The organism is Proteus sp. fly-1067, assembly GCF_040139345.1.
GTDB lineage: Bacteria > Pseudomonadota > Gammaproteobacteria > Enterobacterales > Enterobacteriaceae > Proteus > Proteus vulgaris_B.
In genome coordinates this window covers 94867-120409 of record NZ_JBEEUL010000009.1, presented here as the reverse complement: position 1 = coordinate 120409, position 25543 = coordinate 94867, and the positions used below count along the sequence as shown (strand labels likewise).

Below are 25543 nucleotides of genomic sequence, written 5' to 3'. Positions count from 1 at the left end.
GGGATGGAGCAGCATGGTAGCTCGTCGGGCTCATAACCCGAAGGTCGTTGGTTCAAATCCAGCTCCCGCAACCAATTCTATAAACAACAATTCAGTCGCGGGATGGAGCAGCATGGTAGCTCGTCGGGCTCATAACCCGAAGGTCGTTGGTTCAAATCCAGCTCCCGCAACCAATTTTTCTTCAAAATTTCCTCTTCTTTTTACTTTCTCTTTTAATTCAAAAAGTTAATCGCATCAAGCATAGATTTATTACATCAATTTCTTTTATTTCAATAACCATTATATTGGATAAATTTATTGTGCTGAAAATACAATAAGAAGCTCCAATAGAAAGCACATGATCTTAGCTTTCTACTGGAATATAAGAAAAGGGTATAGGAAGAGATTAGCTACGATCAGCTAAGGTTAACTCGCCACCGTTGGCAAAATAGGCTTTGATACCTTTAAAGATAGACTCTGCGATTTGTTGTTGGAATTTTGCTGTTTTTAGTTTTTTCTCTTCTTCGATATTACTGATAAAAGCAGTCTCAACTAAGATAGAAGGGATTTCAGGTGCTTTTAATACTGCAAATCCGGCTTGATCAACCTTATTCTTATGCAGTTTATTAATTCTCCCCATCAATTTAAGCACTTCACTACCAAATTTCAGGCTGTCATTGATAGTCGCCGTTTGTACAAGATCAAGCATCGCATGATCAACATAACGGTCACCACTTTTGCTCACACCACCGATTAAATCAGACTCATTTTGTGTTTGTGCAAGATAGCGTGCAGTATTACTGGTCGCACCTGTTTTTGATAACGCAAAAACAGATGAACCTCTGGCAGAACGATTCGTAAATGCATCTGCATGAATAGAAACAAACAAGTCAGCTTGCATTTTTCGTGCTTTAGCAACACGTACTGTTAATGGAATAAACACATCTTCATTACGTGTCATATACGCCTTCATTTTGGCGTCTTTATCAATAAGTGTTCTTAAACGGCGTGCAATTTGTAAAACGACATCTTTTTCACGGGTTTTATATTTACCAATGGCACCGGGATCTTCACCGCCATGACCAGGATCGATCATGATAATGATAGGTCTATCTCGCCCTGCTCTACCTGGTTTTCGGGTATCTGTTTGGGCTGGTACGGCTTGTTGTAAATCACCATCATTATATTCACGTAACAGCGCTAAGAGTGGATCATCTTCAGCATTTGCACCGTGGCTTGGGTAGAAATCTAACACCAAACGGTTTTTAAATTCAGCAACGGGTTTTAGAGTAAACATTTGTGGTTGTACGGGTGTTTTTACTTCAAAGACCAATCGCACTGTTTTGGGCGTATTTTGACCAACCCGGATCAACTTTAAATAAGGATCGCTAGTCTGAACTTGATTAGCGACACCCTTTAATACGCTATTAAGTTGAATACCTTCTAAATCCACCACAATACGTTCTGGGTTTGATAATGCAAACTGACGATATTTCAGTGGTGTCCTTGATTCTATAGTCACGCGAGTATAAGTCGAAGCAGGCCAAACCCTGACAGCAACAATAGATGCTGTCGCAGCAAAGCCAACAGGACTAACACTTAACAATAATAACGCGCCAATTCCTTTAACAAGACGACGACGAGTTTGATTGTGCTCAGAATGACTCATGAAAATATTCCAAAAAAACGATTAACGTCAATAAACTCTAAAAAGAGATAAAAAAAGTTAAGAACGAAAAACTTTACCCAATCCACACTTCACTGTCACTTAAAAACAGCACAATTACTCACATTTACACGAATATTCTGCCCTCATGCAAAACAATAAGATAGGATTTTGCTTGCCATTTCTCATCAAAAAGAATAAAAATACATTAAATGCGAATAAAAATTCACTTGAGAGGGTTTTATGAAAGAGCGCAGCACCGAATTGGTCGATGGATTCCGCCATTCGGTTCCGTATATTAATGCACATAGAGGCAAAACGTTTGTCATTATGTTGGGTGGCGAAGCTATCGCACATGAAAATTTTCCATCAATCATTAACGATATTGGATTACTACACAGTTTAGGTATCCGTTTAGTGGTTGTTTATGGCGCAAGACCACAAATTGATATGGCGCTTGAAGTACAAAAAGTCTCACCAATTTATCATAAATATACTCGTATTACTGATAGTGAAACCTTAGAAATTGTTAAACAAGCTGCGGGTACATTACAGCTCGACATTACAGCCCGTTTATCAATGAGTTTAAGTAATACACCATTACAAGGTGCGCATATTAATGTCGTTAGTGGCAATTTTGTCATTGCACAACCCTTGGGAGTTGATGATGGCGTGGATTATTGTCACAGCGGAAAAATTCGCCGTATTGATGAAGAAGCTATTCACCGCCAATTAGACAGTAACGCCATTGTATTAATTGGCCCTGTTGCAGTGTCTGTTACTGGTGAAAGTTTTAATCTCACATCTGAAGAAGTGGCAACACAACTTGCTATAAAACTTAAAGCGCAAAAAATTATTGGTTTTTGCTCTTTCCAAGGTGTTGTCGATGAAGATGGACACATTGTCTCTGAATTACTACCTAATCAAGCCGAAGATAAAATCCAAGAGCTACAAACCGAAGGCGATTACCACTCAGGTACAGTCAGATTTTTGCGAGGTGCCGTTAAAGCCTGTCGTCGAGGTGTGGAACGCAGCCACCTATTAAGTTATCAATCTGATGGTGCGCTTATTCAAGAGCTATTCTCTCGCGATGGTATAGGAACTCAAATCGTGATGGAAAGTGCTGAAAAAGTTCGTAGAGCCAATATCAATGATATTGGTGGCATACTCGAACTTATTCGCCCATTAGAGCAACAAGGTATTTTAGTCAGACGTTCAAGAGAACAATTAGAAATAGAGATAGATCAATTCACCATTATTGAACGCGATAATATGACTATAGCCTGTGCCGCACTTTACCCTTATCAATCAGAAAAAATTGGTGAAATGGCTTGTGTTGCTGTTCATCCTGATTATCGTAGCTCTTGTCGTGGTGAGGTATTACTACAACGTATTTCTACCCATGCTAAGCAATTAGGACTAGAAAAACTATTTGTTTTAACAACACGTAGTATTCACTGGTTTCAAGAAAAAGGATTTGAACCTGCTGAAATTGATAAATTACCCATTGAAAAGCAGGCACTCTACAATTATCAGCGCCGCTCCAAAATTTTGATTTTAGATTTACATAAAGAGTAACTATCAAACATAAATAAAAAGACAGGTATCCCTCTCAAGCCTGTCTTTTATTGTTTTTATCTTATCCGACAGAAATTAATAACGTAACTTATCGACTAAACCACTTCGACGCTGAATACGTGTTTGAATAGCCATTTTCACCATATACTCGCTGGCATAAAGAGAAAGTTTTTGTTTAGCGCGTGTTAAGGCGGTGTACAGTAATTCACGGCTGACCACTGGCGAAAATTTTTCAGGCAATACTAATGCTGTATGCGTAAATTCAGATCCCTGTGATTTATGCACTGTCATAACATACGCCGTTTCGTGTTGAGGCAACCGGCTAGGTTGAATTGCTTTTAAAGTACCATCCGGTAATTGGAAAAAGGCTTTCATTTCGCCTTCATCATTATTGAGCATAATACCAATATCACCATTAAACAGCCCAAGCGTACTGTCATTTCGCTGGATCATAATTGGACGTCCAATATAGTCACTCTGGTAGCTATTTGTAGGACGACGAATTAATCGTTGACGGTGCAATAGCATTTCAATTCGATCATTTAATCCACTTACACCAAATGGCCCTTCTCTTAATGCACACAATAAACGATATTGATTAAATGCATTAAGAATAGCATCAGGAGTGGCGTTTTCTGCTATCAATGAGAGATACTGACGATAGGCTTGCGCCGCATCTTGTATCATCAGTAAATAGTTTTCATCACTTTCTAATGAGATAAAATTCACATCTTGAGTATCTAGTGCCATTTCAATTTGTTGAGGTGTAATTACTGCCTTCTTCAGTAATGTCAGTGCTGTTTTGGTCTGTCCTTGGTTTACAGCAAAAGCAAGTTGACCAATACCTGAATTCGAGCCGAATCGATAACTTTTTCGTAATAGGCAAAGTGAATCACTAACAACTGAAACAGGAGTGTTAGAAACAGAGATAATCTCTGCAGATTTTGATAATTCACCTTGTGTTAAATAATCAATTTTATCAAATCGCTTTTGGCTCAAACCATCATCAGCAAAACGACAAATATCCCCTAATACGGCTCCGGCTTCAACAGAAGCGAGTTGGTCTTTATCTCCCAAGAAAATAACGTGACATTGTGGCGGAAGTGCATCAATTAAGCGAGCCATCATAGGCAAATCAACCATCGATGCTTCATCAACTACTAAAATATCAAGTTGTAATGGGTTATCTTTATGGTAACGCACTTGCTGGCTTTCAGGCTGAGCCCCTAACAAACGATGAATAGTTTGTGCTTGCTTTGGCATCCACTTATATTCTTCTTCACTTAAAGCGAGTTGGGCAAGTGCTTTACCTAAGGATTCAGTTAATCGAGCAGCGGCTTTTCCAGTTGGTGCTGCTAACTGAATAATGGGCTTTTCATTCGAAGTAAGCATCACAAAAGCAGCCAAGATTTTTGCCACAGTTGTGGTTTTTCCTGTTCCAGGGCCCCCAGAAATAATAGAGATAGGGCTAGTGATAGCAACACTGGCTGCTACTTTCTGCCAATTAGTTTCTTTATTGTCTTTTATTATTGGAAAAAGTTGATTGAGTGCTTTAATTAATGCATTTTCATCAATTTCAACCACCGGATGTTCTTGCCTAAAAAATTGAGCCACTTTTTCTTCATAGCTCCACATTCTTTGCAGATAAAGAAGTCCATTATCTAAAATGATAGGTGATGGGGAATTATCACCACTTTGATTAACACAATGACTATGTATTAACGCTTCAATTATTTGATGAGTAGAAGGTTCTCCCATTCTTTGCCAAATATCACGAGCAAGTTCGTCTTGCCTACCATCAAACAATTGATTCTCTTTGATAATATTTAATGGCAAACAAACATGTCCGGCTCCTGTTTGAGCACTTAAATAAGCAAATATAAACAGTAAAATCGGATTTTCATCTTCTACCAGCATTTGTGCAAATCGAAGATCTAATGGTCGTAATACATTTTGTGTAATCGCTTGTTCTAATAGTTTGATCATTTTTATTTCTCATCGACTACATCAGGAGTGCTACTTTTCATTCTTTTACCTGTAAATAAAGCATCTAGCGCCAAAACAAACGCCTCATCAGGTAAATAAGCATAAACTCCATTTCCAGGGTGTGCTTTATCTATACCGCGTAAGAAAAGGTAATAGATTCCCCCAAAATGACTTTTGTAATCATAATCTGGAATGCGTTGCTGTAAAAAGCGATGTAACGCTAATGTATAGAGTTGGTACTGCAAATCGTAACGGTGATCTATCATTGCATTGACCATCGCTTCTTGAGTGTAATCTTCACTCGATTCACCTAACCAATTTGATTTGTAATCCACCACATAGTATTTCCCTTCCCAGCAAAACACTAAGTCAATAAAGCCTTTTAACATGCCTTCTACTTGCTGGAATTGTAAAGCAGTACAACGTTTTGATAAGGGATCAAATTGACTTATTAATTGAGTCAACTGAGATGATGTTATTTCTTGTTCAATCGGCAAATAAAATTGCAATTCATCCAGTTGTTGTGTTTTAGGGATATCAGCAAGGCATAACCCATCAGTATTAAGAGGGGTATAAAACAGTGTTTCCATCCATGTTACTAATAATGGCGCCCACTTTTCATCAAAGCCTTGAGCTGTTAATTGCTCTTGCATCCATTGTTCATCAATGGGTTGAGAAAAATCCAAGACTTCAAGCAAACCATGTAAAAATGTTCCCGCAACCGCGCCTCGAGGAAAATGATGAATCGAATTTTCATTGGTTTCTTCTCGTTGCTTCTCACCTTTGGCATCAGTATCCAATCCTGGGGCAATAGACTGCACTAAAGCCTCAATATCACCTAAATCGAAATGGTACCCGCGATTTGAATGTTGATAAGTTAGTCCTGAATAACTGGTTATACGCCAATTATCATGAATTTTACGTTTAAATACCGCAGCCTCTAATTTTGCCTCACTGACTAACTGAGGTTGGTAACGGTGAGCTGAAACTTCATCAAGCGTGATCACACTAATATTTTCATCGAGTAATGCATGAATTGATTGATGTAATAATTCGCTATTCCCTTCTTCACCTTGCTGTAATAAATACCCTAAAGCATTTTTATGAAGATCAGTGAGTCCCGATTTACGTTTATTCCCTTTCACCAATGGCGCAACACCCACATAACAACAAAATTTAGAACGTGTTAATGCTACATAAAGCAGGCGTAAATCTTCTGCTAAACGCTCCTCATCAGCTAAACGCAAGCTTTCAGGTCTGCTAAAAATATCTAACTTAGCGTAAAATTTTTCTCTGTCATGATAAAGCGCCCCTTTTTGCTCTTGATAGTTACAAGCAAAAGGTAAGCAAACAATAGGATATTCAAGGCCTTTGGATTTATGAATAGTACAAATTCGCACAAGATTTCGGTCACTTTCCAAACGCATTTGTTGGCTTTCTGATTGCGCATCAGGGTGAGAAATTTGTTGTGCTAACCAACGAATAAGCGCATGTTCGCTATCAAGCTGTAACGAGGTTTCCTGCAATAATTCACCAATATGCATGATATCGGTGAGTCTGCGTTCACCATCAACACTGGCAAGTAGATCCTCGGCAATCTGATTATCCATCATAATTTTACGCAACATCGGTAAAACGCCACGTTTTTGCCATAATACATAATAGTCAGCAAATTTCTCTACATAACTATTCCAGCGCTGTTCATCATGATTTAGGCTATCAATTTGTCTTGCACTAAAACCAAATAACCGACTAGCTAAAGAGGCTCTTAAAACACGCTCTTTCTCTGGCGTTACAACTGCTTGCAGTAACCAAAGCAAATCTTTAGCTTCGTTCGTTTCAAATACACTTTCGCGGTTTGATAAGAATACAGATTGTATAGAGAGTAAATTTAGTGCATCACGAATAAGTAATGCTTCTCTACGACTACGAACCAGCACCATAATATCAGCCGATGTCAGTGATTTTTTTTCACCTTGTTCTAGAAGCCATGCTTGCTGTTGATCGCCTGCTGATAGCCAATCACGAATTTGAGTGGCACATTGTGTTGCCATAATTTGCTCATAATTTCCCGTTGATAGACTTTCACCTTCAGCAAGCCAAAAATTAAAAGGCGAGATCGATTTACCATGGTAAATAAAAGCCATATCTTGGTTTTTTTCAGCAGAACTCACATCAATAAAAGGGATATGCTCAAATAAAAACGGAGCACTAGAACGCATAAAAAGCTTATTAACCGCATTCACCATCCCTGGTGCAGAACGCCAGTTAGTATTTAAAGTGTAATGGTGTGCCGTTTGTTTTCGCGCTTGAATATAAGTGAAAATATCAGCACCACGGAAAGCATAAATTGCCTGTTTAGGATCACCGATAAAAAGTAACCCACTGTTTTCATGCTCACCATAAATAGCATCAAAAATACGGTATTGTTGAGGGTCGGTATCTTGAAATTCATCAATCATTGCAACGGGATAACGCTCACGAATAGCCTGTGCTAATGCTTCTCCCCCTTCACGTTTTAATGCTCTGTCTAAACGTGTTAAGAGATCATCAAACCCCATTTCCCCTCGACGCATTTTTTCATTTTCAATACCTTGGCGTATTTCAGGAATAGCATTCACTAAGATAACATCACGCAGTGTTAAGCTTTGTTTTGTTAGACGCTCAATTTCAACAAAAAGAATATGCTCTGGAGCAGGGCCCTTGGTCGCTTTCTCATTTAAAGTTTCTTGAGAAAAACGAACCAAGCAATCAGGTAACTGATAACTTTTTGTTTCAAGCGTTGCGGCCCATAACGTGATTTCTTCAATCCATTTAGGTAAAAAACGGCTACTATAACTTCGTTTATCTACTCCTGAGGCCGTTATCCACGCTTCAACTTCATGATGATGTTCATTCCAACGCGCTTTCACCTTGTTAATAGCTTCAATAACAGCTTGATGACGCTCTTTTACTGATTCATTTTCACTGTCTAATGCCACGCCTTCAATTTCTGGCATTTCACCTTGTAAATAAGGCTGTATTTCATAAAGCAGTTGCTCAGGACCAGACCAAATCTGGCTAACCGCATTAGCAACATCATAAGAAAGGGGATAACAGTGGCGACGCCAAAAATCAGCACAAACACGTTTTTTCAACTCATATTCATCTTGGATCAAGACTTGTTCAAACAACACACCTGACTCAAATGCATTGTTTGCCAGCATACGCTGGCAAAATCCATGAATAGTGTAAATAGCCGCTTCATCCATTTGACGCTCAGCTTCTAATAACCACTGCGCAGCTAACTCTTTATTAGGAATTTGCTTGAGTAATTCTTGGTATGTTTTGTCAACATTATCAATGTTATGACGGATACAGGCAAGCCTTAGTTCATGGATGTTTTTACGAATACGTGCACGTAATTCATCGGTTGCAGCATCTGTAAATGTCACAACCAAGATCTCTTCAACGCTTAGAGGTCGATAAAACGCAGAATCCCCCCCTAAACCAAGAAGTAATCGCAAATACAGTAATCCAATGGTATAGGTTTTACCTGTACCCGCAGACGCCTCAATAAGGCGTCTTTGGTACAAAGGAAGTGTATAAGGATTTAATGGCTGCGCCTGTATCACTTCACTCACTCTTTAATTTCCTCAACTGGTAACGTTCTTTGTAATTCGCTAACTGTTGTATAACGTTTCCATTGTTTATTTTGCGCGTAATCAGCTTCTTTACCATCTTTGCCAATTATTTGAGAAACAAACACAAAACCGTTTGGTTTTATTACTGCTTTTTCATAAAACTCAATAGCTTGCTTTAACGTCACTTTATTAAGCTCAGCTAAGAATTTCTCTCGTCCATCATATTTTAAATTATTACGATGGAAATCATTTCGATAAAGAGAAACTTCTTCATAGAAAGTTTGAGGTGGTTGTTTAACTTCAGTAATAATTGCTTTCTTATACTGATTAAAATCAGCCTCATTCATTTTTTTCAAGCGTTCATAGGCTTGCTGATAAAATGCGTTATAACGCTCATTTAAATAAACTGGCGGTTTAGCATTACTTTGTAATAAGAAACCTAGACCAGACTGTTCACCCATAGTGCCTTGATAAGCAAATACAGCATAACCAAGTTGCTCTTCTGTTCTTAATTGATCATAAAACCAAGGTTTAATAACCGAAGCTAACACAGAAGAAATAGCCTGACCTTCAAGGCGGCTATACCCAGTAGGAATATAAAGTTCGCCTAAGGCATTATCGGTACTGTTTGATTTATTTTGAAATTCAACAGCATCTAATTTATTGAATACTAATGTTTCACCAATCCAGTATTCTGTTCCTTGATTACCTAATAACTCATGTGCAGACTTCGCTATATCACGGCTTTGCTCTGGCGTTAAGTTACCAATAATCAGTGCTTGAAGAGCTGCGTTTTTAATCACTTCACGACGGTTATCAACAATATCTTGCAGTGTAATTGACTCTAATGCTTTGAGTTTGTCAGCTTCTTCATAATACGGAATAGTATTTAATCGGCGAGCTGGCAACATCGCTGCTTCAAACGCTTTTAGGTTATGAGTTACTTCAAGTTGTTCGCGATACCAAGATTTAGCCTGTTCAAGCTCTTCTTGTGTTGATTCAAAACTCATATAACTTTTTAGTGTGGCATTAACTAATTCTGGTAAATGTTGTGTGTAGCCATTCATTGAAAAATCGATACCTTGTCCTGATGAGGATGAGATATTCATGCCTGCAACAGATGCTTGGTAAGATAATTCACTGAATGCTAAACCAGCAAGATAATCAGTTAAGGTTTGCGTAACTTGCTGTTTAACAGTAATGTCTGATTTCTTGTTTACCAAACTTAATGTCACGCTGGCTTTTGGCTCATCAGAAAAATAGTGTGATGGCATATAGAACAAGCGAGCACTTTTATCTTGCCACAATAATTGTGGCTTAGTGATTTTACTATCAGCATCAATCAACGACAGATTATTAGGAATGTATGGGTTAAGTGCCGGTAATGATAATGAAATATCATCCGACAGTGTTTGCCATGTTTTTAATTGTTTATCGGTGATTTTATCAACCTGATAAGGCGCATTAACAAAATAAGCTTGTTTGTTTGATGGCTCATTAGGGCTTATTACCCAAATTCGTGCTTTCTCTGGTGTGAGTGACTCAAGGCGAGCAAGAATTGCTGAAGGCTCATAATTATCGGCAATATAATCAGCATTCAGGATATTTTTGATTGGATAACGCAACATCATATCTGAAATGCCTTCTATGTAATTCATATCTCTTACAATAGAGCCATAACGAAATGAGAGATCTAAAACATTCGCAATTTCATTAAAATAGCGCTGGCTAATACCATGTGTCTCAATTAAGCGGAGATATGAAAAGATAGCTGAGATAACTTTATCTTTTTGCGCTAAACCTTTATCTGTTAATGCGACATAAATCGTAAAGGAGCCTTGGTTACGATCGATATACGGTTCTGAAAATGCACTAATACTTTCAGCTAAACCTTGATCTTGTAACCATGTTGCAAGTGTTCCAGAACTACGATTACCGATTAAATAACCGATATATGCATCAGATTTGCTACGAAAATCGGCAACATTATTATCAATACCAAATTCAATCTGTAAGGTTTTTTGCGGTAAAGCCGGTACTAGATGGATCATTAACCCTTTTTCTTTATCCGTCATCGCAGGCACTGTGGTTACTGGAGTATCTGCTTTTTTATTTGGAATACGGGCAAAGGTTTCTGCGGCTAATCTAGATAATTCATCAAGTGATTTATTACTATAAATCACCCCATTCATTAAGTTGCCAGAATAGTGTGTTTGATAAAACTTAATGAGTTCATCTTGAAGTTTGCTATTTGGCTTATCACTTAGCGTTTCTAAATTTCCGCCCATAAAACGAGAGCTTGGATGTGCTGGGTTTAAGGTTTCTGCTCTAACCTGCCAAAAACGCATACCATCACGCGCACGCGCCATAGTTAATTCGGCATTAACGGCATTGCGCTCACGATCTGCATTTTTAGGATCAAGTAAAGGTTCAGCTAAAGCATCTGCAAGACGATCGACCGCTTCATTAATGGCGCTATTTTCTACTTCTAAGTAGAAAGCTGTACGATATGTAGTGGTGCTTGCATTATGAGATCCCCCGTTCTTTTGTAAGAACTCTGACATACTGCCAGATTGAGGATATTTAGCCGATCCCATTAGCACCATATGTTCTAAATAGTGTGCAAGCCCTTGCTGACTATCTGGATCTTCTAATGCGCCAACAGGTAACGCAACCGCCGTTAATGATTTAACCGCTTTTTCGTCAGAAACCAGTAATACAGTCATATCATTAGGCAATTTAATCGCTTGATATTGCCGTGGATCGCTTTCACTCTTTTCAATGCTATCTGGCAATACTCGCCAAAGTGGATCAGCAGCAAAGCTGTTGATACTCACTAGCATCAATAGCAACATGATCCATAGTTGCGATAAGTATTTTCTCATCTGATATGAGCTCCCTTATTTTTTTAAAAATGGAATTATTGGTTTAAATATCGTTAATGTCGTCTGTTTTACAGTTTGTAAAAAATGCTCGTCTAATTGAGAGAATGCACGCTGAACATACATATCACTCATTTCGCCATCTCGATTATAGCTATCCGTTAAATGTTGCAGCAGCACTAACTCTGCTTTTGCGAGTGTCTCTTCATCATCAAGTAAAAATTCTTGTGTTTTTTTATCATAGCAAGCTTGTAACCAAGCCCAGCCACTCTTCGAAAATAATGCTAATGGACTATTTAACCCTTGTTTATAATCGTGAATTAAATTATCTAAAGTCGAATAAGCAAATTCAGGATCAACTGGCAATAAACACCATTGCGTTTCCTTTCTGCCATAAAACCGACTTTCGCCAGTTCCCTCTTTCAAACAATAAACCAGATGTTCAATCCATAGTTGCAATAAGTCATTAGCCGTTAAACTTGCAGGTCGCCAACGTAATAAGCCATCGGCTTGCACTTCATTTAAACGCCCAATTAATGGCATAGCACTAAAGCTTTGCTCTAATGTGACAGAATACGAAGCTAATCGTTCACTTCTCACTTTTTCAGCTAAAGGGAGTAACTCTTCTATTTGTTGTTCCCAATAAATTTGACCAAATGCACTTGCTGGAAGTTGCCCTGCTGCTTTAATACGTTCAAAGAGTGCTCCTGTTGAGGTTTCATCAATCAATGCTTTCAATAGCCATTGATTTAATAGATAGCGCTGAAGTGCATTTATCACAAAAGGCTCTTCTTCGGGCAATTCTGTCTCTTCAATAACAAAGTTTGTTTTTAATCTTTGTTGGAAAAATGCACGGACCGGATGACGATAAAAACGAGAAAGTGCATCAACGGAGACTTTATCTATTGATATATCATCATCTAATGACTCCGTAAAACCTTGATGAGCCTCCCCTTGCCCACTGGCAGCCGGTAACCATTCTGAGGCATAAGAACGAGTGAGTGCCTCAATGTGGAAGTTTTCTTGAGCAAAAGGAACACGACTATGCTGTGTTAATAAATGCTGATTAATACGAGTCGCACTATCATCAACATTAAGTTTTCCATCATCAGGTAAACGGAAATTTTGACCAATATAGTCTTGTAACTCTTTGATTAATACTGATGGATTACATTCTCGATCATCACGTATCGATTTACCGATATAACTGATATAAAGGTATTTTTCGGCCGAACTCAGTGCTTCAAGGAATAAATAACGGTCATCATCTCGACGTTTTCTATCACCACGACGTCGCTTTTCTGCCATTAAATCAAAGCCTAATGGCTGAATATTACGAGGATAAATGCCATCATTCATTCCTAATAAGCACACTGCTTTAAAAGGAATTGAGCGCATAGGCATCAGCGTACAAAAGTTCAGGCTTCCCGCCAAAAAGCGCTGACTGATTTTTTCATCATCAAATCGTACCGTTAATTCATCTCGAATAAGCACTAATGGGATTTCATTTTGATATTGTGCTTTCAATCCGTTTTCAATCACTTTTTGCCACTGTTGTGTGATCAACGCTAAAACTAACTCTGTCTCTTCATCAGCTTCAAAAAAGGCATCAACTAATTGCTGCCCAATCTCTAACCACGATTCTAAGGAGCGAGTTTCGCTTAACCGTGTACGCCATTCACTTAATGTGTAAAGAAAATCAGCAAGATGCCCTGCAAGCTCTGCGACTAGCCCACTAGATTCATCATAAGGAAGTACTCCTTTCCAAGGGCCATTTTCGCTTTCCATCGCATAACCAAGTAGCATACGAAGTAAACCAAACTCCCATGTATTTTTACCGGTGATAGGGAGTAAAAATGAAGCTACGTTTTCATCATCCAATCCCCAACGTATGCCTGATTCATCCACCCATCGGCGTAGTAGTTTTAATTCACTTTCAAAAATAGAAAAATGCCCAGCTAACGCAGGCACTTCAAGTAAAGCTAAGACTTGTTCTGCTGTAAAACGACTTTGGGGAAGCTCTAATAGAGTAATAAAGGCTTGTAATACTGGGTGTGCTTGACGTGCTTTTCTATCAGAAATAGCAAAAGGGAGATAACGTTCAGCAGGTGCATTACCAAAAACGGCCTGAATATAAGGTGTATAATTATCAATATCAGCAACCATCACAATAATATCCCTTGGTAGCAATTCGGGATCTTGCTCAAGTAAATGCAGTAATTGATCTTGTAATACTTCTACTTCGCGTTGTGGGCTATGGCTTGCATGAAAGGTCAACGAGTGATCAGCTAGTGAGATAACACGTTTTTTTTCACTACATTCATAGGTTTTAAGTGTTGTGCCTAATTGTGAAAAATCTTCTAAATCAAGAATATCTGCTTGTAATTGATGAAGTAAATTATCTCTTGGAATATCAACAAAAGCATCCAATACATCGGTATACTCAAGTTCAGAAAGAAAATAGAGATTATCTTTACCCAATTTTCCCCATGAAGCTAATAGCGGATTACCAATATTTTGCTCCCCTTCTTCATTAAATAACGATGAAGCATTTTTTTCATCTTTAAACCAAGGTGATTCATGCAATTGCTGATAATGACGAGGTTTTCTACTATTAAGCCGAGCAAGAAATTTAGGATCTTGAATATCACCCCAATAGTAACGGCAAGGATTGGTAAAGAGTAAATAAATCTCTGTATGACGCCCTATAGCCTGTAACGCCTGCAAATAAACTTGCGGTAATGCCGAAATTCCACAAATAAAAATACGAGATGGAAAACAATGCTGAAGTTCTCCTTCTTTTGCACCATTTAATGTCGAAATAAATTGCTGGTAAAGATTAGAACGATGCCATTGAGGCTGATTGAGATCTTTTGTGTATTGCTGTAATGCTACCCACAATATTTTCTGCCAACGCTGATTCTCACTCAGCCCTTCTATCAATTCATCTTTTTCCCACGAAGCTAACCAATCTGAACGATACACCAAATATTGGTCAAATAAGTCAGCAACACGCCCCGCTAATTGGTGTAATTTACGTTTATCTTCATCATCATCAAGATAATGAAGTAGTGGTTTAAATTCTTCATGAGATAAATATTCAGGTAATAATGCCATTAATTTCCATGTCATAGCATCTTTAGAAAAAGCACTTTCTTTAGGTATGCCTGATAGCACCCGTGTAAACATTTCCCAAATGAATGTTGCAGGCAATGGATAGCGAATATTTGCTGCAATTCCTAAACTTTCAGCAAGTTGAATTTGCAACCACTGAGACATTCCGGGGCTTTGTACTAAAATTACTTCTTGTTCAAAGGGAGAAGAGAGTGGTCTGGTCTGCATAAAGTGCACCATAAGTGACTTTAATAATGACAACTGATTTGAGTGATATATATGAAACATCAGATCCTCATCTTATGGATTGCATGACCAATAGTATAAATTTATCGTGGGTAAAATATTATTAGCAACATAACCTTCCATTTGCTGACAACCTTCAGAATGTGAAAGAGAATGCATCATTATTTTCTGGTTATAAGCAAAATAGTAAGGTGATTTATCAGGTAATTTTTCAAATAAAACAAAGATCCCCTGTCCTGTTTGCTGTATTTGAATTAACCGCTGAAAATCGGCTTTTAATGATTGACTATACCCTATAATAGCGACAAAACTAATATTAAAAAATAGTAGTACAAACATTGTATTAAGTAAGATAGAACCATTTTCTGATCTATTTTGAGCCTTTTTTATGATACACACTCCTTATGCACGAATGGGCAAAAATCTAGCCATCCATTTGGATCAGGCACAATCGCTTTATCTTTCCCTTTTTTAAAACTAATCCATTGATAATGATATACTTTATAACCTAATAAGCTTTCTGCTTGTCCTTGAAGTAAGGCCTTATCTGCTGAGATTAAAAATAAGCAACTCTTTATTTTGGGATCAGCATAAAAAGAACGGCATTGCCATTGATTTAATTGTATTGATGAAAGTTCCCAATCCTGTGTTATTCCCCATTGCAGAGCAGATTCAGCAAATAAAAAGGCCTGTCTTGCTTGTAACTCTTGCATCACTATTTGTTCAGATTGTCTGTAATGGTAAGAAAAATCTCCGAGCATAGATAAACTCATGCCAATAAAACCTATCACTACAAATATACCCGCTAAGCCTTGTTCATTGCTCCTGTGAGTGAAATAAATATTCATAATGCAGTCACATTCCTTAAACGGATGATATTTTGATAATGTGATTTTATTTCAGGCTTTTGTTTTAAATGAAATTTTAAAGAAATAGAAAGATAAAAATACGGGCTTTCTTTCACAGAATACGTTTTAGCATAAGGCTGTAAAATAAACTCTGTTACCTCAATCTCGTTATTTTCGAAAAATTGTTGCCATCCTGAAGAAGCACAATCTTTTACACCTCTTAATTGCTCTAATTGTCCCTTTTTAAGGCGATATCCAAAATAATCACTCTCTTTTGACAAAGGAGGCTCCCATCGACCATTACTATTTATGTCATAAGCAAAAATAACGCAGGAATTTTTTCCTTGATTAGGATACTGCCCTATTTTTAAAGGTGACACTTGCAAGCCACCTACCTTCAACGTATTAACACAATCGCCATAACAATACCCTGTACGCCTTAATTGCGTTTCAAGTACCAATAATCGCTCTCTTAAAAAAATATCTAATTGATATTGTTGATAAGAATGGAGTAGCGTATTCATTATTTGGGGATAAGCTCTACTGATACAAAGAAATAAAATCCCACTTATCGCAATAGCAAAAAGACATTCCATCAATACCATTCCTGATGAAAAAGAAAATACAGATCGTTTTAACATGATGAAAACACCTTTATTTTCTGGCTACACGCTCTTATCCTACCTAAAGATGAAATAATAATTTTCACTTCATCCTCTTCATTTTGAAGCACAAAACTCATGGGTTTTAACGTTTGACGAATTCCACCAAACGTAAAATTTGAGACTGTTGATTGCTTAAGTTGAATACCTTGGGCTAATTGATAAATCGTTTGTTTTTCAGGTAAGTATCGTAGAGAAAAAGGAATAGCGACTATTTTATTACTGGGCGATAAATGAAGTGATATTTTAATTTTAACATTAAACAACAACGCCTGCTGTTGCTGATAAGAAAGAAAAACAATGGTTTCTCGTACACTCTGTATTAAATGGCGTTGCTTAACAAAATGTTGATAAGAAGAAATTGATAAATAACTTAAAATAGAGACTATCAGCATCACGATAAGTATTTCGAGTAAACCGATACCTTGCTCACTTTTTTTCTGAAACTCCCTATTTAGGCTTAATTTTCTATTATTGTTCATTTGTTTCTCCTTTTTAGCCTGTGGTGAGCATGCAGACTACAGCCTTAAAGGTAAACAAAGATAAGCATTTTTCTCGAACAGTTACGCAATAACAATATTTTCAGAGCAAATACAAAATAAACGTATTTATGATTAATAAATACTGACAACGCTTTAAATTTTAAATAAAAAAATCAATAAAAAAACCCCTGCTTATGACTAAACAGGGGCTTTAAAAGTAAAGGAGAAATTATACCGTAAATGGATATTTTATTGCTTCATGACATTGATAGCCTTCAACAGTAAAATCATCTGTTGTTACCCATGTTTCGATATCTTCCAATGTTTTGATTTTTGGATTGATATGCAACGTTGGTAACGGTAAAGGTTCTCTTTTTAACTGCACATCACGCATTAGAGGCAATTGATTTTCATAGATATGTGCATTGATTATCTTATGAAATGCTTTACCCGGTTTATGTCCTGTAATTTGAGCCACCAGCGCTAATAAGACAAAACACTGAATTTGGTTGAAATTTAAACCTAGTGGCACATCACAACTGCGCTGATAAGAGGTTAAATAAAGGGTATCACCAACAAGTGAAAAGGTATGCGTATGCATACAAGGGCGTAAGCAACCTAGTTCAGTTTCACCTGGATTGTAAAACGTGATGATTTCACCACGATCATCGATACCTTTAGTAAGGTTATCGACTACTTTACGCAGTTGATCAAAATGAGAACCATCAGGGCGTTGCCATTGGCGTCCTTGGACACCATAAACACGGCCCATATCGTCTTCACCTTTTCGATGAGGATTATTTAACCATGCATCATTTTCATTCGCATTGGCATTCCATGTATTACAACCAATTTCACGAAATTGTGCTGCATTATCATAGCCACGCAAATACCCTAATAGTTCTGCTATTGCGGCTTTATAAAAACTTTTTCGTGTCGTTATTAACGGAAATTGGTTATTCGCAACATCATATTCCAGATCAGCATTAATCACCGTTAAACAACGGGTTCCTGTCCGTTTATTATCAATCCATTGCCCTTCATCGATAATGCGTTGACACAATGCCAGATACTGCTTCATGTTGTCTCTCTTGTTAATTAGCTAATAATAAAAATTTATCTCACACTATTTGTGAGTTGGTGTTGGGTTTTGTGGTGTTTTTTTATCTTGGCGATAAGCCCATACCATAAAAATAATACCCAACAAAATCATTGGAATTGAGAGTAATTGTCCCATACTCACACCGCTAAACAGCCCTAATTGCGCATCAGGTTGACGGAAGAATTCAACAATAATACGGAATGCACCATAACCTATCAGGAATAGACCCGAAACACTGCCTACTGGACGATTTTTACGCACAAAAATATTAAGAATAATAAATAACACTACCCCTTCTAACAACATTTCATAGAGTTGTGAAGGGTGACGAGGTAAAACCCCATACTCTTGAATAATAGGTAGCAACGTTGATGGATCTTGAGCAACAAGCTGAAGATCTTCAGAGCGAGAGTTTGGAAATAAGAAGGCCCAAGGCGTATCTAATGTGACGCGCCCCCATAATTCACCATTAATAAAGTTACCAATACGACCTAAACCTAAACCGAACGGGATTAAAGGTGCTACAAAATCAGCCACTTGGAAAAATCTACGTTTAGTGCGTTTTGCAAACCAGATCATGGCACAAATCACCCCAATTAAACCACCATGGAACGACATACCGCCATCCCAAACTTTAAAGAGGTAAAGAGGATCATTTAAAAAGACTGGCAGATTATAGAATAAAACATAACCTAAGCGGCCACCGATAAACACACCAACAAAACCGACATAAAGTAATGTTTCAACTTCATTTTTATTCCAACCACTATTCGGTTTTGCGGCTCGTCGATTTGCAAGCCATAAGGCAAAGACAAATCCAACTAAATACATCATACCGTACCAGTGTAATGACACAGGACCGATAGAAAACATAACGGGATCAATCTCTGGAAATTTAAGGTAGTTTATACTCATTATTCCCTACTTCACTTAATTAATAATTTCTGTGTTTGCTCTTTATAGCCAACACAGAAAAGGCTTATACAAAGGCATGTCAAATACCTCCGCGAATTAATCCACCTAATCCTTGTTTTTCCATAAACTCAGAAGACAATTTTTTGATTTCTGTTGCTGTTTCAGCTTGCAACACTTGTTGCATAAAAGGCTGTAGCACCACAGGATCAAGATGGCGTAATAAGTATTTTACCCTAGGTAAACTACGTCCACTCATGCTTAACTGCCTAAAACCAAGCCCTATTAACAGCAATGCCCCGATAGGTGTTCCTGCCATTTCGCCACAAACACTGATTGGTAACTGGTAATATTGACATTGTGTCGCAATCAAATTCAGTGAACGCAATAATGCAGGATGCAAATTATCATAGAGTGATGCGACATGGGTATTATTACGATCGACTGCAAGCAAGTATTGAGTTAAATCGTTTGTTCCAACAGAAATAAAATCAACCCGATTAGCTAATTGTGACAACATAAATACCAACGAGGGAACTTCAAGCATAATACCTAACGGTGGTAGAGCACATTCACATTTTAACTCTCGACTCACTTCATCACATGCACGTAATAGCAATGTTCTCGCTTCGTCAATTTCATCAATACTTGTCACCATCGGCAACAATATTTTCAAATTTTTAAATTCGAGGTTTGCTTTTAGCATAGCACGAAGCTGAATAAGGAAAATTTCAGGTTGATCGAGTAATATTCTTACTCCTCGCCAACCCAAGCAAGGATTTTCCTCATTAATGGGCATATAAGGAAGTTGTTTATCGGCACCCACATCTAATGCACGTAACACAACGGGTTTATCGGGGAAAAAAGAGAGTATTTCACGGTAGCGGTTTTTTTGTTCATCTTCTGATGGGAAACCGCTTTGTAGCATAAAAGGAATTTCTGTCCGATATAAACCAACACCGTCTATTCCCATGCTAATACGTTGCTCGTATTTAATATTTAATCCTGCATTCAATTGAACGCTAACCGATTCACCATTTTTGAGAACAGCTTGCTGCTCTAGTTGTTCTTCTGCAATCTGACTTAATACGCTCTCTTCATCAATAATCTGTTTATATTCTTGGGCTATAAAAGGCTCTGGTTCAATAAATATCTCGCCACGATAACCATCAAGAATAAGCATGCGATTATGTAAAAGCTCAGGTTGAATATCCGCACCCATAATCGCAGGAATTCCCATTGCTCTAACAAGGATCGCAGAATGTGAGTGTGTTGCACCATCTCGCACAATCACACCTGCAAGTTGTTGTTCAGGTAATTCAGCCAATAAACTTGCGCTTAATTCATCTGCCACCAAAATAAAGCGCTCAGGCCAAATATTGGTTGAACTTACCTCATCATCTAAATGAAATAATAAACGCCGTCCTAATGCTTTTAGATCAGAGGCTCTTTCTCGCATGTAGCCATCTTTCAAGCTAGAAAATTGTGCCGAAACTTTCTCAACAACCACTTTTACAGCCCATTCTGCGACATATCCTTGAGTGATAATCGCTGTCATTTTGTGTTTAAGTTGGGGATCATTAAGTAAATGCGAGTAGAGATCAAAAATGGCAGCACTCTCTTTTTGTGCATTCGCCATAAAACGCTTACTAAAACGGCGACATTCTGCTGTAGCATCTTCTAAAGCTACAGTGAGTCGATTGAGTTCTGCTTTTATATCCAGAGCACTAGCTTTAAATACATTCTCAAGGATGGGTTGCGAGACTTCTTGCCAGCCATACGCCATAACCACGCCAGTAGAAATGGATAATGCTTTAATGCGACTTTGACGATATTGTCCAAAAAGTCCTTTCGTTTGTACTTGCGATAACGTTGCACCTAATTGTGTTGCTAGCGTCACCATAAAAGACTCCTCGCTTTCGTTAAATAAGCGACGCTCTTTTTGTTGAACAACTAAAACACCAAGAAGTTGACGACGATAAACAATAGGCACACCAAGGAAAGCGCGCAGATCGTCTTCTTTTACTTGAGGAAGGTATTTAAAACTAGGGTGCTCACGAATATCCGCAAGATTGATAAGCTCAGAAAGGCGTCCAACTTCACCAACAACGCCTTCATCAAAAGAGAGGCTAACAGCTCGTCCTCTGGGTTTTTTAAGCCCTTTTGTGGCCATTAGATAAAAACAATTACGTTGCTTATCAGCAAGATAAATAGAACACACATCCGTGTGCATTGCCTGACACGTTTCCTTGACTAAGAGTTCAAGTGCTTCTGGAAGTCCTGCTGCCATAGCCACTTTTTCTACAATTTCTCGCAAACGTGTCAGCATAGTGTTATCTAATACCTTTTACGCCGATATCCATACGATGGACGAGGTAAAGACACTTGTTCTTGCAATGGCATGACTACTGGTGCGAACTCTTTCATTACACGACGATAAACATCACGCTTAAAAGAGACGACTTGTCGAACAGGATACCAGTAACTCACCCAACGCCAGCCATCAAATTCTGGCGTTTTGCTTTGTTGAACGTTAATGTCCTTATCATTACTTGTTAACTGCAAAAGGAACCAACGCTGTTTTTGTCCAATACAAACAGGTTTTGTATCCCAACGCACCAAACGTTTCGGTAACTTGTAACGTAACCAGTTACGTGTGGAGGCAAGAATTTTAACATCCTTGCGACTTAACCCAACTTCTTCGAACAACTCTCGGTACATTGCCTGCTCTGGCGATTCTCCAGGATTAATTCCCCCTTGAGGAAACTGCCATGAATGTTGCCCATAGCGACGAGCCCAAAGCACTTGCCCTTGCCGATTACAAATTACAATCCCTACATTCGGGCGGTAGCCATCATCATCGATCACTAGACTACCTCAATAACCAAATTTGAAAGATAACTCATTGTTTCATACTACCCACAAACGGTAAACCTCTATCAACAGACTTTGCACAACGTGTGTATTTATCTACAATGGGAAAGTCTCAACGGGGTGCCTTGTTAGGCTGAGAAAAACCCGTGGAACCTGATCCAGCTAATACTGGCGTAGGGATTTGAGTCAGGATAATGCAATATTTCATGATTTGCGGTCCTCACTCCTCAGATCCTACCTGACTTTTTACTGAGGAACTAAACGTGTTAACTAAATCGCTTCGTTTTACTTTCCTACTGGGTGTACTGGGTGTAATAAGTGCTTTTTCAACACAAGCTCAAGCACAAAAACCGACACTAACTGTTTATACCTATGACTCATTTACCGCAGATTGGGGCCCTGGACCTGCCATTAAAAAAGCATTTGAGCAACAGTGTGATTGTGAATTAAAGCTTGTAGCCCTTTCTGATGGTGTTTCTTTGCTTAATCGCTTACGTATGGAAGGTGGCAAAAGTAAAGCTGACATTATTTTAGGTTTAGATAACAATCTGATACATGCGGCTAAAGAAACCGGGCTTTTTGCGCCAAGTAATATCGATACATCAAAACTCGCCTTACCTGAAAAATGGACTGACGATACCTTTGTGCCTTATGATTACGGCTACTTTGCGTTTATTTATGATAAAAACCGTATTGCTAACCCGCCCAAAAGTATGGATGAGCTACTAAATAGCCAAGAAAAGTGGAAAATACTGTATCAAGACCCTCGTACCAGTACACCAGGCTTAGGCTTAATGCTATGGATGCAATCACTTTATCCTGAAAATACCGCCTCTCAATGGAAGAAATTATCTGAGAAAACCCTTACCGTAACAAAAGGTTGGAGTGAGTCTTATGGCTTATTCTTAAAGGGTGAAGGTGATTTTGTGCTAAGTTATACTTCATCTCCGGGTTATCACATTTTAGCGGATAAAAAAGATAACTATGCAGCAGCTATTTTCTCTGACGGACACTATTTACAAGTCGAGGTTGCTGCAAAACTCAAATCGAGTAAACAACCTGAATTAGCTCAGCAATTTATGCAATTTATGCTAACCCCAGCTTTCCAAGAAACTATTCCCACTACCAATTGGATGTACCCCGTAATAGATATGCCGTTACCTGATGTCTATTCTGTGATGCCTAAACCAGAAAAATCATTGCAATTTGATGCAGATGTTGTCGCTAAAGAGCGTCAAACATGGACGCGTAATTGGCAATCTGCGGTTAGTCGCTAATGAGAAGATCGCTTATCCCGGGGCTATGTGCCTCGGGTTTACTGCTTATTGTGGCTTTATTGTCATTTGGTGCATTATGGTTTAATGCCCCAAGTGGTGAATTATCCTCTATTTTTGCTGATGACTATTTATGGCATGTCGTGCGCTTTACTTTCTGGCAAGCCTTTTTATCTGCCTTATTTTCAATATTACCAGCCATTTGGCTCGCTAAAGCACTTTATCGACGCCAATTTAAAGGTAGAACACTTTTCTTACGTTTATGTGCCATGAGCCTTGTGTTACCCGTTTTAGTGGCACTTTTTGGTATTTTAACTGTTTATGGAAGAGTCGGTTGGATTGCTCAAATTTGTGAATGGCTGGGGATTAATTACCAATTTACCCCTTATGGTTTACAAGGCATTTTATTGGCACACGTTTTTTTCAATATGCCATTAGCAACCCGAATGCTATTACAAGCCCTCGAAAGTATCTCTCCAGAACAACGCCAATTAGCCTCACAATTAGGCATGAATGGCTGGCAACGTTTTCGCTTTCTAGAATTTCCCTATTTATGGCGACAAATACTTCCCACAGCGTCACTGATTTTTATGCTCTGCTTTGCGAGCTTTGCCACTGTACTGGCGTTAGGTGGAGGCCCTGCTGCAACAACCGTTGAGCTAGCAATTTATCAAGCATTAAGTTATGACTACGATTTGCATAGAGCGGCTCTTTTAGCCCTTATTCAGCTTTTTTGCTGTTTAGGTTTGGTGCTAATTAGTCAAAAACTCAAAGGAACACTCATTGTCGGAGATAGTCAAAAACAGCATTGGCGTGATCCCAATGATCCTCTCTTTAGCAAAATAACTGATACTCTAATTATTACGCTCGCGATCCTTTTTTTAGTGCCCCCTATTTTAGCGGTGATAACAGATGGTCTTAACAGCGAATTAATTCGAGTGATACAACAACCCATACTTTGGCAGGCTTTTACAACGTCTCTCATTATAGCGGTTGGTGCGGGTATTGTTTGCGTTGTATTAACAATGATGTTGCTATGGAGTAGCCGAGAACTTCGCCTACGTCACTTTAAAAAAGCGGGACAGGCTATGGAAATGAGTGGACTGATTATTCTGGCAATGCCGGGCATTGTATTGGCAACAGGCTTTTTCTTATTATTAAACAATACAACTGGGCTCCCTGAATCACCATATATATTAGTGATTTTAACCAACGCATTAATTGCCATTCCTTATGCTTTAAAAGTGCTCGAAAATCCAATGAATGATATTGCTTCACGTTATGGCCTTTTATGCCAATCGCTTAATATTCAGGGTATCAATCGACTTCGTTGGATAGAGTTACGAGCATTAAGAAAACCAATAACACAAGCACTTGCTTTTGCTTGTGTTATTTCTATTGGTGATTTTGGTATTGTTGCTCTATTTGGCAATGAAACATTTAGAACACTTCCTTTCTATCTTTATCAGCAAATTGGGGCTTATCACACGCAAGATGGTGCTGTCACAGCCATGATCTTGTTGCTACTTTGCTTCTCTCTTTTTAGCCTAATAGAACGATTGGCAGGAAAATCTCATGATTAAATTAGAGCACCTTGCTTATACCTATGAACACCAACACCTTGTGTTTAATTTAGCGGTAAACACCGGTGAGCGTATCGCCGTATTAGGCCCAAGTGGCGCGGGGAAAAGTACCTTACTCAGTTTAATTGCTGGATTTTTGCCTTCTGAAAAAGGAACCCTTTTTCTTAATGGTTGTGATCACACTAAAACCGCACCCGCAAAACGTCCTATCTCTATGTTATTTCAAGATAATAATTTATTTCCTCATTTAACAGTTAGGCAAAATATTGGCTTGGGATTAGATCCTGGTTTAAAACTCACAGATACACAAAAAATACTGTTAGAAAACAGAGCCAAGCAAGTTTCTTTAAATGAATATCTTGATCGCTTACCTTCACAATTATCAGGAGGGCAGCGCCAACGTGTTGCCATTGCTCGTTGTCTTGTACGTGAACAACCTATCTTATTGCTCGACGAGCCTTTTTCTGCACTCGACCCCGCTTTACGCATTGAAATGTTGGCTTTGCTAGAACAACTTTGTGAAGAAAAAAAACTAACCTTACTGATGGTTTCACATAGCTTAGAAGATGCTATCAAGATTGCCTCAAGAGCGATTGTGATTGATAACGGAACCATTGTGTATGATGGCAATACACAATCGTTGATAAATGGTGAAGTGGATCAATCACTTATTTTAGGTATTCCGTTTAATTAATCTCAACCAAAATTAACTGTATAAATAACCACTATATT

The 25543-nt window shown here is 38.3% G+C and carries 17 protein-coding genes, 2 tRNA genes and 1 riboswitch; of the genes, 6 read left to right on the top strand and 13 right to left on the bottom strand.

Annotation, left to right across the window (positions count from 1 at the left end):
* Positions 1-74: transfer RNA gene (locus ABN217_RS13155), tRNA-Met, on the top strand.
* A gap of 22 nt (positions 75-96) precedes the next feature.
* Positions 97-173 (top strand) — tRNA-Met (locus ABN217_RS13150).
* Between the two features lie 212 nt (positions 174-385).
* Here ABN217_RS13150 and amiC read toward each other — a convergent pair.
* On the bottom strand, positions 386-1648 hold the full coding sequence (gene amiC / locus ABN217_RS13145) for an N-acetylmuramoyl-L-alanine amidase AmiC (protein ID WP_349459505.1): 1263 nt from the start codon (positions 1646-1648) through the stop codon (positions 386-388).
* A 240-nt stretch (positions 1649-1888) separates the two neighbouring features.
* On the opposite strand from amiC, the gene argA reads away from it, so the two are divergent.
* Positions 1889-3223, top strand: coding sequence for an amino-acid N-acetyltransferase (gene argA, locus ABN217_RS13140; protein ID WP_196554704.1), 1335 nt, complete (start codon positions 1889-1891; stop codon positions 3221-3223).
* A 75-nt stretch (positions 3224-3298) separates the two neighbouring features.
* Here the strand turns inward: argA and recD are convergent, their stop codons facing one another.
* The 12 genes from recD to rppH form a co-directional block, all read right to left on the bottom strand.
* Entirely contained in the window at positions 3299-5209 is a 1911-nt protein-coding gene (gene recD / locus ABN217_RS13135; protein ID WP_340893716.1) for an exodeoxyribonuclease V subunit alpha, read from the bottom strand.
* 2 nt (positions 5210-5211) lie between these two features.
* Positions 5212-8832 carry an exodeoxyribonuclease V subunit beta gene (gene recB, locus ABN217_RS13130; protein ID WP_340893718.1) on the bottom strand — a complete coding sequence of 1207 codons (3621 nt, stop codon included), beginning with the start codon at positions 8830-8832 and terminating at the stop codon, positions 5212-5214.
* Positions 8829-11717: a pitrilysin gene (gene ptrA, locus ABN217_RS13125; RefSeq protein ID WP_340893719.1), complete on the bottom strand. Its 2889-nt coding sequence runs from the start codon at positions 11715-11717 to the stop codon at positions 8829-8831. The genes recB and ptrA overlap by 4 nt, the downstream gene beginning before the upstream one ends.
* Positions 11718-11732: 15 nt before the next feature.
* Positions 11733-15116, bottom strand: a complete 3384-nt coding sequence (gene recC, locus ABN217_RS13120) for an exodeoxyribonuclease V subunit gamma (protein WP_196554708.1) — start codon at positions 15114-15116, stop codon at positions 11733-11735.
* A 12-nt stretch (positions 15117-15128) separates the two neighbouring features.
* Positions 15129-15473 carry a hypothetical protein gene (locus ABN217_RS13115; protein WP_231619359.1) on the bottom strand — a complete coding sequence of 115 codons (345 nt, stop codon included), beginning with the start codon at positions 15471-15473 and terminating at the stop codon, positions 15129-15131.
* On the bottom strand, positions 15461-15922 hold the full coding sequence (locus tag ABN217_RS13110; RefSeq protein ID WP_340893725.1) for a DUF2509 family protein: 462 nt from the start codon (positions 15920-15922) through the stop codon (positions 15461-15463). Before ABN217_RS13110 ends, ABN217_RS13115 begins: the two co-directional genes overlap by 13 nt.
* The gene (locus tag ABN217_RS13105; RefSeq protein WP_196554710.1) at positions 15919-16563 is read right to left on the bottom strand and encodes a prepilin peptidase-dependent protein; all 645 of its coding nucleotides are present in this window, start codon (positions 16561-16563) and stop codon (positions 15919-15921) included. Before ABN217_RS13105 ends, ABN217_RS13110 begins: the two co-directional genes overlap by 4 nt.
* Positions 16557-17066, bottom strand: a complete 510-nt coding sequence (locus ABN217_RS13100) for a potassium:proton antiporter (RefSeq protein WP_349459504.1) — start codon at positions 17064-17066, stop codon at positions 16557-16559. The genes ABN217_RS13105 and ABN217_RS13100 overlap by 7 nt, the downstream gene beginning before the upstream one ends.
* 229 nt (positions 17067-17295) lie before the next feature.
* The gene (locus tag ABN217_RS13095) at positions 17296-18147 is read right to left on the bottom strand and encodes a thymidylate synthase (protein WP_196554712.1); all 852 of its coding nucleotides are present in this window, start codon (positions 18145-18147) and stop codon (positions 17296-17298) included.
* A gap of 45 nt (positions 18148-18192) precedes the next feature.
* A complete protein-coding gene (gene lgt, locus ABN217_RS13090; protein WP_196554713.1) occupies positions 18193-19083 on the bottom strand; it encodes a prolipoprotein diacylglyceryl transferase in 891 nt (296 codons plus the stop codon).
* Positions 19084-19162: 79 nt separating this feature from the next.
* Complete coding sequence (ptsP, locus tag ABN217_RS13085; protein ID WP_349459502.1) at positions 19163-21409, bottom strand: phosphoenolpyruvate--protein phosphotransferase; 2247 nt, start codon at positions 21407-21409, stop codon at positions 19163-19165.
* Positions 21410-21417: 8 nt separating this feature from the next.
* Positions 21418-21948, bottom strand: a complete 531-nt coding sequence (gene rppH / locus ABN217_RS13080) for an RNA pyrophosphohydrolase (RefSeq protein WP_036934096.1) — start codon at positions 21946-21948, stop codon at positions 21418-21420.
* Positions 21949-22060: 112 nt separating this feature from the next.
* Positions 22061-22152: riboswitch (TPP riboswitch) on the top strand.
* Between the two features lie 65 nt (positions 22153-22217).
* Between rppH and thiB the strand changes: the two genes are divergently transcribed.
* Genes thiB through thiQ form a run of 3 tightly spaced genes read left to right on the top strand, consistent with a single transcriptional unit; the run spans position 22218 to position 25505 of the window.
* Complete coding sequence (thiB, locus tag ABN217_RS13075; RefSeq protein WP_115350145.1) at positions 22218-23231, top strand: thiamine ABC transporter substrate binding subunit; 1014 nt, start codon at positions 22218-22220, stop codon at positions 23229-23231.
* Positions 23231-24811, top strand: a complete 1581-nt coding sequence (gene thiP, locus ABN217_RS13070; RefSeq protein ID WP_349459500.1) for a thiamine/thiamine pyrophosphate ABC transporter permease ThiP — start codon at positions 23231-23233, stop codon at positions 24809-24811. Before thiB ends, thiP begins: the two co-directional genes overlap by 1 nt.
* Complete coding sequence (gene thiQ, locus ABN217_RS13065) at positions 24804-25505, top strand: thiamine ABC transporter ATP-binding protein ThiQ (RefSeq protein WP_197269908.1); 702 nt, start codon at positions 24804-24806, stop codon at positions 25503-25505. The genes thiP and thiQ overlap by 8 nt, the downstream gene beginning before the upstream one ends.
* The last annotated feature ends 38 nt before the right edge of the window (positions 25506-25543 follow it).